Genomic DNA, 15,784 nt, shown 5'->3' with positions numbered 1-15,784 from the left:
TTTATTCCTGACAAATATTTATTAATTTACTTTTATTTTTTATTTGCTCTAATAGAGAGTTTTTGTCATCAATTTTTATTATAAGTTCAGCTAACTCATTACCAATGTCACTTAATTGATAATGCTTCCATTTAGTTTTCTTATATGAAGTGACAAGTCCAGACTGTTCAAGCTCTTTTAAATGACGAGAAAGATTAGAATTTGATAGTTCAAAACAATTTTCAAGATGACAAAGACAAATATCTGGATTTAGCGAAATAAGCAATAAGATATCAAGTCTAGTCCTATCGCCTAAAGCTTTAAATATTTTTTCCATAAATTAATAAATTAAATTATTTTGTGAAATTATATTACACTTGCATATATTTGCAAATCTAATATTAAAGATATGCTAACAAAGGAAAATGAGAGATAAAAAGAGAATTATTTTTTACACATACCCCCTTCTTGCCAAGACTCACTACCAACACAATGATGACAATAGAATAATCCATTTGGATCATATTTCTGTTTTATTTGAAATAGTTTACTATAGTTATCTCCCCAAAAAGCTTGTTGCCAATTAGGCTCAAAATAGTCTGCTTCATTAACATAAGTCCCAGCATTTGGAGCAAGAGACTTAATCATGCTCATAGCTTTATTAATATCTTGAACCTGTTTTTGGGCTTTTGGAGTATTTCTATCACCAAAAATATTATTTGTACCAGCACTCATAAGAACTAGAGTAGCTGCATCATATACTGTAGGATTAGTTGAGGTTTCTTTTCCTCTTGTTATAGCATCCTTAGAAGCTCCAGCTAGCCCTTTATTTATATGAAATGCTACGGTAGTTATTCTAGAAGCGTCATAGATTGTTTTAGCAGTGCTATCTAAATCATCTTTTTCAAATACCTTCTCAGGTAACCACCAGGATTGATATGTGTACCAATAGTTATATACCTCTCCAGTATTTCCTGACCACCAGTACTCTCCAGGACGAGCATTTGCTCCTTCATTCTTTGTCACAAATTCTGGATGGTTTTTCTCCCAATAATCATAATTCCAAATATCTTTAGGTGGCACATTTATATACTTATAGTCAAACTTGTAATCTTCATTCGCATCAATCCATTTAACTAAAGGCTCCCATGTTTCTTTAGCTTGCTTCTCATCTATACCTTGAGAAGTCATAAATATCTCAATAGTGTTATTCGGCATAAATTTAAACTGTTCACCCCAGTTCTGATTATTTAGATTTTTCTCAAAAAAAGCTAAGAAATGCTTTATTAAAGCTTGGTATGATTTATCATCTTTTGCAGTAATCTTTCCTTGAAGGACTCCAAAATATTTTGGTAAAGGGTGAGCTAATAAAGTTAAGTTACTTACAACACCATAAGTACCTGCACCACCACCACGAATAGCATAGAATAAATCAGGATTTTGACATTTATTTACAACAACTACCTTGCCATCAGCTGTAACAACTGTAGCTTGTAGAATGCCTGCCGCACCTGTACCAAATTCTTTTGACCAGCTACCAAAGCCCCCACCTTGAGGGAAACCTCCTGCTGCTCCAACTGTAGTACATCCACCACCTTGAACATACATGTTATGCTTTGTAGTTGCTTCAGTATATGCTTCTAACCAACGAGTACCAGCACTAACAGTTACAGCAGGATTACCTTGACTAGAATCACAACCTTCAGGAATAAAATTTTCATCATAGCTAGTATCTCTCATGTTATGAGTCCATATTAGCAGTGAATCTGGAGCATTTGATCTACCTAGGTAATCATGTCCAGCCCCTTTTATAACTACTCTTAGATTATGATTACGAGCAAAGTTAATACTTTTAACTATGTCTTGAGTATTAGCTATTTCAACAGCATAGGTGCTTTGTTTAGCATCCCATGCACCTAACCAACCTTGGCTTTCTGTGTTACCAGGTTTACTCTGCATATAAAATGGATTTTTAACTTTATTTAAATCAGCCTTACAAATTTCACTATCAATATCTTTTTTACAAGCTTCTATAGGAGACTCTGGCACTACTAATTTTCCTGTTAGGCTTTTACTAAATTCTTGCCATTCTTTTAAGTTTGGCCAACAAGCTTGGTCTGGTGTACAACGACATATAGAATTATTAGCTTGAGCTACATTAGCTTCAGCAAAAACTATACTTAATAAAGCTAAAGAAAATATTTTAAAAAATTTCATTGATAGAAAAAATTATGATAATAGTAGTAATCTATAGGATACTATAATTAAATATATTCTATAAATATGAGGAGTATAAAGTGTCAAAAATAACAAAAATTTTATTTATCGCAGTTGCTATATTTTTTGCTAATTCAGTTTTTGCTGAAAAAGTAAAAGTAGCAGCTATACAGTTAACTGCAAAGCAACAATCTTTAGATGAGTTAGAGAGCACAATAACGAAATATGCTACAGATGCTAAAGCTCAAGGTGCAAATATTATAGTTTTTCCTGAGGATGATATGCTAAACCTTGTATATGATAAACATTGGAAAAAAGATAGCCTTCTTGAATTAGCAAAACAGTATGATGATCTAAAAACTTTTATTTCTAGTTTATCTAGAAAGCTTGATGTTTATATTATTGGTGGTACAACAGCACAAGTTAAAGCTGACGGTAAACTATACAATACAGCATTAATAGGTATACCAAGTGGTTATGTTATTGAGCATGATAAGATTTATCTAACACCAGGTGAGGTGAAAGTTGGCTATGATGGTAGTGGTAATGACATCCTTGTTATAAATACAAAATATGGTCGAATAGCTATATTAATTTGTTACACTAGTGAGTTTGCTAATATTTCATACGCTTTAGGGCAGGTTGAACCTGATCTTATTATAGTTCCTTCATATACAGATAATATTTATGGCTTAAACCGTGTTCATGCAGCTATTAGAATGTTAACTATACAAAATTATGCTTATGGTTTAGTTGTTGGTATGGTTTCTAATAGAGATAAAAATAATCTAGAAGGTGCCGATGGTGTTGCACAAATGCTATTTTTAACTCCTCAACAAAAAGATTTTCCTGTTGGAGAGATGGCAAAAGGTAAATTTAATCAAGAACAAATGTTAATAGAAACTTTTGACATAGATAAATTGCATTCAACACGTGAAGAGTTTGAAGCTTATCCAAACAAAGATGCTCTTGATACTCAAAAAACTATTTCTGTCAAAACTATAGGTTTTAAATAGCTAATTTTTAGCTCTTCTAATTTATACAATAACTAGTTTATATATATCTCTTTGATATAATGACTTTTATATTTATATATAAGCTTAGATAATTATGAAATATGTCAAACTAGGTAAAACTAATATTAAAGTAAGTAGAATTTGTTTAGGAACTATGACTTGGGGTAGACAAAATACTCAAGCAGAAGGATTTGAGCAAATGGATTATGCTTTAAGTAAAGGTGTTAATTTTTGGGATACAGCTGAGATGTATGCGATTCCCCCTACTCCAGAAACTTATGGAAAAACTGAAGAAATAATAGGTAATTGGTTTGCCTCTACTAAGAAGAGACAAGAAGTTATATTAGCTACTAAATTTTCAGCGATGCCTTGGGCAAGAAATGAAGAAAATCCAACTACTAATAGAAAAAATATTATTGAAGCAGTAGATAATAGTCTAAAGCGTTTAAAAACTGATTATATTGATCTTTATCAATTTCATTGGCCAACGAATAGACCTCATTATCATTTCGGTAATTGGTGGGATTTTGTGCCAGCAGTTGGAGATATTCAGAAAGAAAAAATTACTGAAAATATGATAGAAATGCTTGAAACTTGTGATGAGCTAGTAAAAGCTGGAAAAATAAAACATATTGGGTTATCTGATGATTCTGCTTGGGGAATAAAACACTTGTGTGATCTAGCTGAGAAACATAATCTTCCTCGTATTCAAAGTATTCAAAATGAATATAACTTAAATAGAAGAAGAGATGAAACAGATGTTATGGAAACTTGTGGATTAGAGGAAGTAACATATTTAACATGGTCTCCACTTGAGCAAGGTATATTAACTGGCAAATACTTAAATGGAGCTAGACCAAGAGGCACTAGAATGTCTCCTGAAATATTAGCTGGTCAAGAGGATCGCTATATGTTTAGATTAGTTACAAAAGATGCAGCTGTAAAAGCATATATGGATGTAGCTAAAAAACATAATTTAGATATGTGTCAAATGGCTATAGCATTCACTATCAGAAGAGCTTATATGCCAGTTACTATTATTGGTGCTACATCTATGGAGCAATTAAAAAATAATATAGATGCTATTAATCTAACTTTGTCTGAAGAAGTATTAAACGATATTGAAAAAGTTAGAAGAGAGTACCCTGTTCCTTTTTAAGCTAAAAAATTCTTTAAAATCTCTAAACCATATTCTGTTAAATAAGCTTCTGGATGATATTGAACTCCATACATTTTTTTGGTTTCATGCTCAAAAGACATTATCTCATTATCATTAGTTTTAGAAGTTATTTGTAAAGGGAAAATGAGTTCATCAACTATTAATGAATGGTAACGGGTAACTTCAAAACTATTTGGTAAACCTCTATACAAGTAACTATCATTAGTTTGATTTATTATAGAGTTTCTACCATGAAAAATATGTTTTGCTTTTATTATATTAGCACCATAGTATTGAGCTATTAATTGATGCCCTAAGCATATGCCTAATAAAGATACATTATGTTCTTCACAATATTTAATAACTTGATATTGGTTAGTTACTTCATCAGGATGGCCAGGACCAGGCCCTATTATGATATGGCTATATTTTTCTAAGCTTGGAATTTTATCATCAGTTTTTTTTACATCTACAGAAAAGCCTAAATAATTAATATAATCTACAATAGTATTTGTAAAAGAGTCATAATGGTCAATATAGAGAATCATTTTAGTCCTTTAAATAAGCTAAAGACATACCTCTAACACTATTTATGATATATATTTTATCAGCTTTTTTAAGTTCCTCTAATGATATACTTTTTGCAGAAACTTCTCCACTTTCAATAAGTTTTTTTCTATATATCCCATCTAATACTCCATCAGCTAATTTAGGAGTATATTTTTTATCGTTAATTTCTATAACTATATTATGAAATCTTGTTTCTGTTACATTTCCTTTTTCATTTATAAAAAGAAGTTCTATAGTTTGAAGATCATTAATATATTTGTTATGCATTTTTGTATAAAAACCACGAGTTGAATGATGAGTAGTTTTATACTTAAAGAGTTTATTATTAGAATCAATAATTTCAGGACAAACTATAAGAGCATTTAGCTTTTGTATAGAGTTATCTATTTCAATATGTTCAAGTAGTAAATTTCCTAAATAATCATACTCTAATCTAACTTTATATGCTTTTTCAGATTCTAGGTTTTCAGTAGCATAATCTAATAGTTGCTGAACAATATAATTTATATTGATATTGATATCAAAGAATAATCTCTCAGCTGTTTCTTTTAAGCGATTTAGGTGCATATCTAAATATGTAAAACTATTATAAAAATACATACTTTCTATAAGTTTAAAATCAGGCTTATAGATTTGCTTAATAAAGTTGATTTTAGTAAGCATTTCTTGCCATTCTAACTGGCATTCAGAGTAAACAGTTATTCCTCCTCCAACACCTATTTTTATATTTTTTCCATGTTTTTGGAGAGTTCTAATTGCTACATTAAAGCACATATCATTATTGGGTAAAATATAGCCAATAGAGCCTGTATAAACTCCCCTATTCTCTTTTTCTACTCTTTTGATAATTTCCATAGTGCGTTTTTTAGGTGCGCCTGTAATTGAGCCGCAAGGAAAAAGTTTATCTAGAATCTGTTTTAATGTCGTATTTTTACAAATATCTCCAGATATCTCAGAAGTCATTTGTAGAAGATTATTATATTTTTCTATAGTAAATGCTTTATCAACTTTAACTGTATGATTATCACAGATAGCAGACATATCATTTCTAAGAAGATCTACAATAATAAGGTTTTCAGATTTATCTTTAGCAGAATTTTCTAATTCATTATAAATTTGGATATTTTTTTCGGGATCATTCGTTAATCTAGCAGTGCCTTTCATGGGGTTTACTATTAATTTCTTATCCTTTTTTTTAAAGAAGAGTTCTGGAGATATTGAAATAATTTCATTTTCAGCAAATGGTAAATAAGCTCCATATTTAACAGGTTGCTGCTTTTTAAGTTTTGTATACAATTCAAGTCCAGTTAAATTAGTATGCCCATCTAGCATTTTTGTATAATTTACTTGATAACTCTCACCATCTTCTAAAGCTTTCATTACTGTAGAAAAACCTTTTTCATAATCTTTAAAAGATATGCTATCTAATAATACATCTATACTATTAAAACTTTCTTGAGAGGGAATATTTTGAGATAAGCTTTTAAAAGCTACAAAATGTAATAATACTCCATCATTATTTCTTCTTAACTTTTTAAAATTATTATTTAAATAGTAACTTGCTTCATAGCTAATATAACCAGCTAAATAAAAGCCATGTTTTTGTAAATTTGCTATTTTATCAAAAGCATTGTTTAGTGAAGTTTCATCTGTAGCAATAACTTCCTCTACAGGGTCTGTAAAATAATAACTATTTTTATTTGTCAGAGAATTTTCAAAGATTGCGAATTCTGGAAATTTATTATTCATCATCATCTATATTTTTCTCAAATGCTTATTAAGTTTCTCATATAAAACAATTTTTTCAATTATTCTATAAAACTAGCCTATGTATCTTCAGAATTAAAATATTCTAAATCTTCTGGGTAAGGATTAAGATAACTTTGTTTTTCTAAATATGGTAGATCTAAATCAACTAAATACATTTTTATGATACTAACAGGGACATCCCAATTTACTTGAGAATTTTTATATTTATTAAGTATTTCTTGTAGATATTGTCTTTGAGATTTAGAGACTCTTTTATTTATTTCTCTAAGAACATTTTGTAAAGCCATATAATGATTACCCCGATTTACTGGCTTACTAATTGTTTGCATGAATATTTTTATATATTCTTCTTTTACTTTAGTTAAATCATTATTACTAGCTGTACTAGAAAGCATATTACCTAGCTGCTTTTTGATCATATTATTATGCATTCTAAGTAGAATCTTATGTTTAGAATGATAATCTGTCATTTCTTTTACATCTTTTGTTGCCATAAAATTTGTTTTCAAGTCATAGTAACAAAATACTCTTTTTAGAAAATGCTCTCTAATACCTTTATCATTTAGTCTTCCATCATCTTCTATTGGTAAAAGTAGATCATATTTTCTTAATGCTCTAACAAACAAGCCATCTGCTTTAAATCCCGTATATTTATGGTCTTCATCAAATACTCTAGCTGTATCTACTCCACAACTAGGCGATTTTGCTTTTAGAATAAAACCATATACTTGCCCTAAGCCCCAAATTAATTTATTACAGCTTTCTTGTAATGTATCTGTAACATCTTTATGCTCTTTATTTGTTTTTACAGCTAAGATATTTTTTTCTAAATTTTCTACTAAAAACATTGTCTTTCTAGGAACACCTAAACCAGCAGAAACCTCAGGACAAACCACTTTATAATCAAAATATTTAGCATAATTATTTGTAATATAAGCTTTATGACAGTTACCAGCATTGTAACGTACATTATTTCCTAAGAGACAGCTACTAACTCCTATTAATATTTTTTGCATAAAATTCTATATTCCTTGCTTTATAAGGGGTTTAAGTATTTATCTAAAAATATTATAGTGATTATGACTTCATAAAAATATAAAAATAAAGACAAACATATGCTAATTTAAATCTTAAAATCTTATGAGGAGAAGAAATGAAAATTTTAATAGCTGGTGGCTCTGGCTTTATAGGTTCTGCTTTAGCAAAACAACTATCTAAAAAAGAATACAAACTTTTTCTATTAACAAGAGATAAGAACTTAAAAAAACCTAAGTATTATGATCAAGTTATAATTTGGAATGAATTATATGAATGTCATAATGATTTTGATGTGGTAATTAACCTATGTGGCTATAACATATCTGATAACAAATGGTCAAAAAAAATTAGAAAGAAAATTCTAGATAGTAGGATAATACCAACTGAAGAATTAGTTAAATTTATAAAAAGTTCAAAGACTAAACTAATAAATGCTAGTGCTATAGGATTTTATCCTTTTTCAAAAGAGCAGCAAACAGAGGATAATATAGTTCCAAAAAATTCTTCAAATACTGGATTTAGCCAAGAAATAACTTATAAATGGGAAGCTTGTATAAAAACTTCAAATCTAAAGAACTGGTGTATTACTAGGTTCGGTGTAGTAATGGGAAATGGAGGTTTTTTAGGTAAGATAAAACCTATCATAGTGAAAGGTTTAGGCGCAACTTTTGGAAAAGGTGATAATTTAATAACTTGGGTACATATAACAGATCTATGTAATGCTATAGATTTTATTATTAAAAACGATGTTAAAGGATGTTGCAATATTACAGCAAGTGCAAATACCCAAAAACAAATAATGGAAAAAATAGCTATAAGTTTAGATAGAAAGATAAGGTTTAAATTTCCAGCATGGTTTGTAAAAGTATTATTTGGGCAAATGGGTAAGGAAATGCTTTTGAGCTCTAATAATATATATCCTCAAAGGTTGACAGAATTGGGTTTTGAATTTAAATATACTGATTTTGATCAGATATCTATTTAAAACTGGCATAATAATTTTAATATAATTAAGAAATTAAAATTTATTTGTAGCATAATCTTCTTTAGATAGTAGAAAGAAAATAAAATTTTTTAATGAGTAAAAAATTAAAAATTTTAATTGCAGACGATGATAAACAAATAGCTGACTTTATATATAAAAGTTTAAGTAGGCATAATATAGATAGTGATATTGCCAATGATGGTAAAGAAGCTTTATTTTTGATAACCACAAATAACTATGATGTAATAATTCTTGATTGTATGATGCCATATTTAGATGGTATTTCTTTACTTAAGATTATTAGAAAGCAAGATATTCAAACACCTGTGATAATTCTAAGTGCTCTTGATGATACAAGTAATAAAATAGAAGGTTTTGAAGCTGGTAGTGATGATTATATAACTAAGCCATTTTCTATAGATGAACTCATTGTAAGAATAAAATCAATTTGTAGAAGACTGTCTATGGCGACTCAACAAATTACAAAAATAGTCTGTCAAGACCTTGTCCTTGATGAAATAGCCCATAAAGTAACTAGAGATGGTATCGATATACCTCTTCAAGCTAGAGAGTATAAAATATTACATTTATTGCTAAAGCATAAGAATGAAGTTGTTAGTAGAAACATGCTTTTAAAAGAGGTTTGGGATTATAGTTTTGATCCACAAACTAATGTTGTAGAAGTTCATATATCTAGACTTAGAAATAAGCTAAATATAAATGATAAGCCTGATTTGATTATAACAGTTAGAGGTTTTGGGTATGTCATCAAAGATAGAGACTAATAATATTCAAAGAAGATATGTTATAAGCTCTAGTTTTAAAATGGCTATGCTATTTACAATCCTTTTAAGTTTTAGTTTAGCATCTTGGGGCTATATTCTTTATGTTTCTTCCTCTGAAATATATTTACACATAATACCTTTATCTATAGCTATATTAAGTACTTTTGCTGTAGTCATAATAAGTTTTTTAATTAGTGTATTCGTAGTAAAAAAAATAAACCAAATTGCTAATACAGCTGTTTCAATAGTAAATACTCAAGATCTAAGTCGTAGGATAGAGGTAAATGTAAAGTGGGATGATTTGAGTAACTTAGCTCATGTTTTAAATATTTTATTAGCAAATATCGAGACATTACTTATAGATATAAAAAATGTTTCAGATAGTGTTGCACATGATCTAAGAACTCCCTTAACAAGGTTAAAAAATCAACTTGAAGATTTAGATAAAACAGATCCTTCAGAAAATACTTATAATGCATTAGCCAACTGTAATCATATATTAGATATATTTAATAGCATTCTAAAAATAAATCATTTAGAGCATGGTAGGCAAAAATTAGATAAACAAAAGCTTGATATAGCAAAGGTTATAGATGATGCTATAGAGTTATATCAGCCCATGATGGAAGATAAGCAAATAGCTTTAATAAAAGATATAAAAAGTATAGAAATTAGCATAGATAAAAGCCTTATATTTCAGAGTATTATAAATATCCTAGATAACTCATTAAAATATTCAGATAAACGAACAACAATTTTAATTAATTCATATAAAAAAAATAACTTTTATATATTAGAAATAATAGATGAAGGTATTGGGGTTAAAGAAGAAAATTTAGAAAATATATTTAATCGATTTTTTAGAGAAGAAAATAGTAGATCTACTAAAGGCAATGGATTAGGTTTAGTTCTTGTAAAAAAAGTCATAGAGCTACATGGTGGAAAAATTACTGCTAAAAATAATAATCCGGTAGGTTTAATAATAAAAATTCAGCTTCCTATAAGATAATTACATTAACTTTTTTTAACTATTCTTTTTTTAATATTTTTTTTAATCTTTATAGTAATAAAATTTATTTTAGTTTTTTTATGAAAAAAGTTGCTGTAATCGGAAGTGGTATATCAGGCTTAGCAGTGAGCTATTTATTAAAAAATGAATATGATGTCACTTTGTATGAAAAAGAAAATTACTATGGTGGACATTCTCGTACAATAACAACTGATGATAATACTGATGTAGATACAGGTTTTATTGTTTTTAATTATGAAACTTATCATCATCTAACTAGATTGTTCTCTGAGCTAAATGTATCCATAGAAAAAAGTGATATGTCTTTTGGAGTATCTATAAAAAATGGAAAATTTGAATATGGGTCTAAGAGTTTTAAAAGTATATTTTCACAAAAGTTAAATATTTTAAAACCTAGCTTTATTAAAATGCTTATAGATATTTTAAAATTTAATAAAATATCTATAAATCATTTAGAAAATAATTCCTTAAAAGAAGATGTTACATTAGGCGAGTATCTTGATACTATAAATGTAGGAAGTTGGTTTAGACACTATTATCTTCTTGCTATGGGCGCAGCTATTTGGAGTACTCCTGTAAAAAAAATGTATGACTTTCCTGCCCTAACATTTATTAGATTCTTTAATAATCATGGATTACTAAGAACTTCTAAGCCAATTCAGTGGTATACAGTGAATGGTGGTAGCAAGATGTATGTTAAAAAGCTAATAGATTCTCTAAAGCTTTCTAATGTGAAATTTAGGTCTAAGGCAATATCTGTTATAAGAGAAAATGAAATATCAATTATCGATGAGAGTGGAAATTTAGATAAGTATGATAAAGTTATTTTTGCTTGTCATTCCAATCAAGTATTAGAGATTTTACAAAATCCTACTGAATTAGAAGAGAAATTAATATCTAGTATCAAGTATCAGCAAAACAAAGCTATTTTACATAAAGATATATCATTTATGCCAAAGAAAAAATCAGCATGGTCAAGCTGGGTATATATCAATGAGGAAACCAAAGATAGCCTAGAAGCTATATCTTTAAGTTATTGGATGAATAATTTACAACCTTTAAAAACCACAAATAACTATTTTGTTACAATAAATCCTGATAGAAGACCTGATGAAAAATTGATCATAAATGAACATACTTTTGAGCATCCAGTATTTGATAAAGAAGCAATTTCAGCACAGAAACAATTTGATAATATACAAGGAATTCAAAATACATATTATTGTGGAGCATATCTAAGATATGGCTTTCATGAGGATGGAATATTAAGCGCTGTTAATGTTGCTAAAAAACTAAAGGTTGAAATACCATGGGATTAGGAAAAAGCTATATTTTAGATGCTATAGTTTCACATAAAAGAACTATTCCAAAAACTAACTATTTTAAATATAGAACTTACTATACAGCTCTGAATATGTCTAATTTAGAAAAGTGCAAAAAGGTATTTTTTAGTATTGATAGATTTAATATTTTGAGTTTCTATAACAAAGATCATGGCTATAGGAATACTCAAGAATCTACCATATGGGCAAAAGAGATTTTTGATAAAAATAAAATACAATATACAGACATTACTTTAATAACCATGCCTAGAGTTCTAGGCTATTTATTTAACCCTGTTAGTTTTTGGTTAGCCTTAGATAACAATCATATAACTGGCATAATTGCGGAAGTAAATAATACTTTTAAAGAAACACATAGCTATGTTTGTTATGATATTGACTCATATATAACTAAAGAAAATTGGTTTAAAGCTGATAAAGAGTTTCATGTTTCCCCTTTCTTTGAAAGACAAGGTTACTATAAGTTTAACTTTGACATTAATCTGCAGGCGAATTCAAAAGTTAGAATAATTATTAATTACTTTAATAATAAGGATCAACTAGAGTTAGCAACTTCTATAGATGGTAAATTAAAAGAATTTACAAATATGAGTGTTATAAAGCAGTTTTTTAAAGTTCCTTTATTAACACTGAAAGTTATAACATTAATACATTATCAAGCGTTAAAGTTATTTATAAAAGGTCTTAAGTACATTCCAAAGCCTCAACAAAAAGAATCTACTATCTCTATAGCGAAGAACATTAACAAAATTTAATGTTTTAGAAATATTCATGTAATCTTCATATCGTATTATATAGTTAACAAACAAGTTAAATTTGAGTAAGAGCCATGTTTGAGAAATTAGTAAAAAAACAAGCTTTTAAAATTTTAGATAATATTGAATATGGTGAGATATTTTTAACTACTCCAGAAGGAGAAGTGGTACATAAAAAAGGTAAATATTCTGGCGTGTCAGCAGATATATTACTTAAAGACTGGCGTACTATAGTAAATTTAAAATTTAAAGCAGATATAGGTTTTGCTGCTGATTATAGAGATGGATATTGGGAAACTTCAAATATTAAAAACTTAGTTCTTTTCTCTTTAGATAATTATGAAGCTTTTGATAGCTATATGGAGCCATCACTGTTAAATAAATGGTTACAAAAATTAAGCTATTTAACTAAGAGAAATTCAATAAAACAAAGCAAAAAGAATATTAGTGAGCATTATGACTTAGGTAATGAGTTTTATAAGCTTTGGTTAGATAAGACAATGACATATTCTTCAGCGTTATTCAAAGATCAAGATGAATCATTAGAACAGGCTCAATCAAACAAATATAAGAATATTTTAGAAAGATTTGATAAAAAATCAGGAAGTATCATAGAAGTTGGATGTGGCTGGGGATGCTTTGCTGAAGAGGCTCTAAATTATGGTGATTATTCATTAAAAGGAATAACTCTATCAAAAGAGCAGCATAAATATGCAAAACAAAGGCTAGATGGTAAAAATGCTGAGATAGTTATAGAAGATTATCGAATCCAAAAAGGTAAGTATGACTATATTGTCTCCATAGAAATGATAGAGGCTGTAGGTAGAGAATATTGGTCAATGTATTTTTCAAAGCTAAAAGAATTACTTAAACAAGATGGTAAGATTATTATTCAAAGTATATTGATTGATGACAAACTTTATAAATCATATGCTTCAGGTACTGATATGATAAGAACCTATATCTTTCCCGGTGGTTTTCTACCATCTATGGAGCAAATAGAAAAAGAGTTAAAAAAAGTTGGCTTAAAATGTACTAATAAACATTTCTTTGCTAAAGATTATGCAAAAACTTTAGATATCTGGCAGGCAACTTTTTCAAATAAAGAGCAAGAGCTTTTAAAATTAGGTTTTGATAAAAGATTCCAAAGAATGTGGGATTTTTATTTACTATCTTGTAGTGCTTCATTTGAAAAAGGTCGTACTAATGTTGTACAGCTGGAGATAACACATGAATAGCTTAGCAACTAGATTATTAATTTTAATATCTCTCTTTCCTATATGTTCATGGGCATCAGATCTTTCTAGCATAGAGAGACAAAACGATAAGCTCGTAGGCAAAATTCATTACCAAAAATGGTTTTTTGACGTTTATGATGCTGAGCTTTTTACAACAGATGGTAAATTTGATTGGGATAAACCGTTTTTACTAAGAATATCATATCTTAGAAACTTATCTGGTCAGAGCATTGTCAGTCAAACTATTAAAGAAATAAGCTTACAACACCCTTCTCTTACAAAGACTGAGAAACAAGATTATAAAAAGATATTTTCAGGTATGATTCCAGATGTGAAAAAAGGAGATATATTGTATGGTTACATGTCTGATGAAGGCTATGCATATATTTATTCAGGCAATAATGAATTACTAGGAGAAATAAAAGATAAAAAGTTATCTACCTACTTTTTTGAAATATGGCTAAGTGATGACACATCTAGCCCAGAACATTCTAGGAGGCTAAGAGGATTATGAAAAAACTTATGACAAAATTGGGAGTAATTATTATGGCTATCAGTTTATTTGGATGCTCAACGAATATTCAATCGTATAAAGACATGGGTCCTAAACTAGACCTAAAAGAGTATTTACAAGGACATATTGCTGGAACTGGCATTATCCAAGACTGGAAAGGTAAAGTTGTTAAGCAATTTGAGTTTTCTGGAGATGCTAGTTGGCAGGATAATGAAGGAACCTTTGATGAGCATATGACATATTATGATGGAAGCAAAGATCATAGGATTTGGAAAATCACAAAAATAGATGATAATCACTATGAAGCAACTACTCATGATGTTATAGGCAAAGCGAATATAACACTTGAAGGTAATGCTATGAATTGGCAATATCAGATGAAGGTTCCGGTAAATGGTAAAGAGATTACTATAAATTTTGATGACTGGATGTATCTGATGAATAATGGTGTTCTTATAAATAAAAATACATTTAGGAAATTTGGAATAAAAGTTGGTTCATTAACGCTCTTTATGAAAAAGGAGAATAATCCTAATGCAAAAGCTTAAGAAACATTACCAAAATCAAAGGGTTTGGGTAATTGGAGCTACTGATGGTATTGGTAAAGCACTTACTTTAAAGCTAGATCAGTTAGGTGCTAAGCTTATTCTATCATCTAGATCAAAAGATAAGTTAGATGCCTTAGCTCATAGCTTAAGTACACAAGCTGAAACTGTAGCTTTTGATGTATCAAAATATGATGAATTTTTAACAGCTGCTAATGAGGTATTAGGAAAATCTGTAGATAGAATAATATATCTACCAGCATATTATGAACCTGCTATTGTTGAGAAGATTAGTTTAGAAAATTTCCAAAATACTATAAATACAAATCTTAATGCTGTTTTTTATCTTATAGATGCTGTTTTACCATATCTAAAAAATGATAAAAATTGTCAATTAGCAATCACAGCTAGTGTGGCTGGGTATATTGGTTTACCTAAATCTCAGCCTTATGCAGCATCTAAGGCAGCCGTTATAAATTTAGTAGAGTCATTTAAAGCAGAAAATCAAAACTTAAATATAAAGCTAATAAATCCTAGCTTTGTAAAAACAAGACTAACAGATAAGAATGACTTTAAAATGCCAGCTTTAATGACACCAGAATTTGCTGCAGATAAGATTTTAAATGGTTTAGTAAGTTCCAGCTTTGAAATTCATTTTACAAAGAAATTTACATTAGTGCTTAAGCTAATAAAAATCCTACCCTATAAAATTTATTTTAGGCTAGTTAAAAATATAAAATAACACTTATTTTACTATATCAGCCCGTAATGCTACTCCAGACATTATTAAACCATCAGCACAAACGTATGTCTCAGTACTTGAGGTTACGTTATGTTTCC

Annotated in this window: 16 protein-coding genes; 11 read left to right on the top strand and 5 right to left on the bottom strand. The window is 28.8% G+C overall.

Features of this window, described 5'->3' with window-relative positions; all coding sequences use genetic code 11:
- Window position 1: 1 nt before the first annotated feature.
- Both DNK87_RS01570 and DNK87_RS01565 read right to left on the bottom strand, forming a co-directional pair.
- Window positions 2-316 (bottom strand): ArsR/SmtB family transcription factor, encoded by a 315-nt coding sequence (locus DNK87_RS01570; protein WP_119330528.1) that lies wholly within the window; start codon window positions 314-316, stop codon window positions 2-4.
- A gap of 107 nt (window positions 317-423) precedes the next feature.
- Window positions 424-2,196, bottom strand: coding sequence for an FAD-binding protein (locus DNK87_RS01565; protein WP_119330529.1), 1,773 nt, complete (start codon window positions 2,194-2,196; stop codon window positions 424-426).
- Window positions 2,197-2,276: 80 nt separating this feature from the next.
- Between DNK87_RS01565 and DNK87_RS01560 the strand changes: the two genes are divergently transcribed.
- Together DNK87_RS01560 and DNK87_RS01555 are read left to right on the top strand one after the other, a co-directional pair.
- A complete protein-coding gene (locus DNK87_RS01560) occupies window positions 2,277-3,212 on the top strand; it encodes a nitrilase-related carbon-nitrogen hydrolase (RefSeq protein WP_159240185.1) in 936 nt (311 codons plus the stop codon).
- A gap of 94 nt (window positions 3,213-3,306) precedes the next feature.
- A complete protein-coding gene (locus DNK87_RS01555) occupies window positions 3,307-4,371 on the top strand; it encodes an aldo/keto reductase (RefSeq protein ID WP_119330531.1) in 1,065 nt (354 codons plus the stop codon).
- Here DNK87_RS01555 and DNK87_RS01550 read toward each other — a convergent pair.
- The 3 genes from DNK87_RS01550 to DNK87_RS01540 form a co-directional block, all read right to left on the bottom strand.
- Window positions 4,368-4,919, bottom strand: coding sequence for an anthranilate synthase component II (locus tag DNK87_RS01550; protein WP_119330532.1), 552 nt, complete (start codon window positions 4,917-4,919; stop codon window positions 4,368-4,370). The two genes, DNK87_RS01555 and DNK87_RS01550, sit on opposite strands and share 4 nt — an antisense overlap.
- A 1-nt stretch (window position 4,920) precedes the next feature.
- On the bottom strand, window positions 4,921-6,693 hold the full coding sequence (locus DNK87_RS01545; protein ID WP_119330839.1) for a chorismate-binding protein: 1,773 nt from the start codon (window positions 6,691-6,693) through the stop codon (window positions 4,921-4,923).
- A 74-nt stretch (window positions 6,694-6,767) separates the two neighbouring features.
- Window positions 6,768-7,727, bottom strand: a complete 960-nt coding sequence (locus DNK87_RS01540) for a YbgA family protein (RefSeq protein WP_119330533.1) — start codon at window positions 7,725-7,727, stop codon at window positions 6,768-6,770.
- Window positions 7,728-7,864: 137 nt separating this feature from the next.
- Between DNK87_RS01540 and DNK87_RS01535 the strand changes: the two genes are divergently transcribed.
- From DNK87_RS01535 to DNK87_RS01495, 9 genes are all read left to right on the top strand, one after another.
- Window positions 7,865-8,734 carry a TIGR01777 family oxidoreductase gene (locus DNK87_RS01535; RefSeq protein WP_119330534.1) on the top strand — a complete coding sequence of 290 codons (870 nt, stop codon included), beginning with the start codon at window positions 7,865-7,867 and terminating at the stop codon, window positions 8,732-8,734.
- 92 nt (window positions 8,735-8,826) lie between these two features.
- Window positions 8,827-9,519 carry a response regulator transcription factor gene (locus DNK87_RS01530; RefSeq protein WP_119330535.1) on the top strand — a complete coding sequence of 231 codons (693 nt, stop codon included), beginning with the start codon at window positions 8,827-8,829 and terminating at the stop codon, window positions 9,517-9,519.
- On the top strand, window positions 9,497-10,528 hold the full coding sequence (locus DNK87_RS01525; RefSeq protein ID WP_119330536.1) for a sensor histidine kinase: 1,032 nt from the start codon (window positions 9,497-9,499) through the stop codon (window positions 10,526-10,528). The genes DNK87_RS01530 and DNK87_RS01525 overlap by 23 nt, the downstream gene beginning before the upstream one ends.
- 80 nt (window positions 10,529-10,608) lie before the next feature.
- Window positions 10,609-11,868 (top strand): NAD(P)/FAD-dependent oxidoreductase, encoded by a 1,260-nt coding sequence (locus DNK87_RS01520; RefSeq protein ID WP_119330537.1) that lies wholly within the window; start codon window positions 10,609-10,611, stop codon window positions 11,866-11,868.
- Window positions 11,859-12,647 (top strand): DUF1365 domain-containing protein, encoded by a 789-nt coding sequence (locus DNK87_RS01515; protein ID WP_119330538.1) that lies wholly within the window; start codon window positions 11,859-11,861, stop codon window positions 12,645-12,647. Before DNK87_RS01520 ends, DNK87_RS01515 begins: the two co-directional genes overlap by 10 nt.
- A 74-nt stretch (window positions 12,648-12,721) precedes the next feature.
- A complete protein-coding gene (locus DNK87_RS01510) occupies window positions 12,722-13,885 on the top strand; it encodes an SAM-dependent methyltransferase (protein ID WP_119330539.1) in 1,164 nt (387 codons plus the stop codon).
- A complete protein-coding gene (locus DNK87_RS01505; RefSeq protein WP_119330540.1) occupies window positions 13,878-14,399 on the top strand; it encodes a chalcone isomerase family protein in 522 nt (173 codons plus the stop codon). Before DNK87_RS01510 ends, DNK87_RS01505 begins: the two co-directional genes overlap by 8 nt.
- Window positions 14,396-14,947, top strand: coding sequence for a DUF3833 domain-containing protein (locus DNK87_RS01500; RefSeq protein ID WP_119330541.1), 552 nt, complete (start codon window positions 14,396-14,398; stop codon window positions 14,945-14,947). Before DNK87_RS01505 ends, DNK87_RS01500 begins: the two co-directional genes overlap by 4 nt.
- Window positions 14,934-15,686: an SDR family NAD(P)-dependent oxidoreductase gene (locus tag DNK87_RS01495; RefSeq protein WP_119330542.1), complete on the top strand. Its 753-nt coding sequence runs from the start codon at window positions 14,934-14,936 to the stop codon at window positions 15,684-15,686. The genes DNK87_RS01500 and DNK87_RS01495 overlap by 14 nt, the downstream gene beginning before the upstream one ends.
- The last annotated feature ends 98 nt before the right edge of the window (window positions 15,687-15,784 follow it).

Origin of the sequence: Pseudofrancisella aestuarii, assembly GCF_003574475.2 — a bacterium.
GTDB lineage: Bacteria > Pseudomonadota > Gammaproteobacteria > Francisellales > Francisellaceae > Francisella > Francisella aestuarii.
Note: the sequence above shows the minus strand (reverse complement) of the source record. Positions and strands in the feature narration are given on the sequence as shown.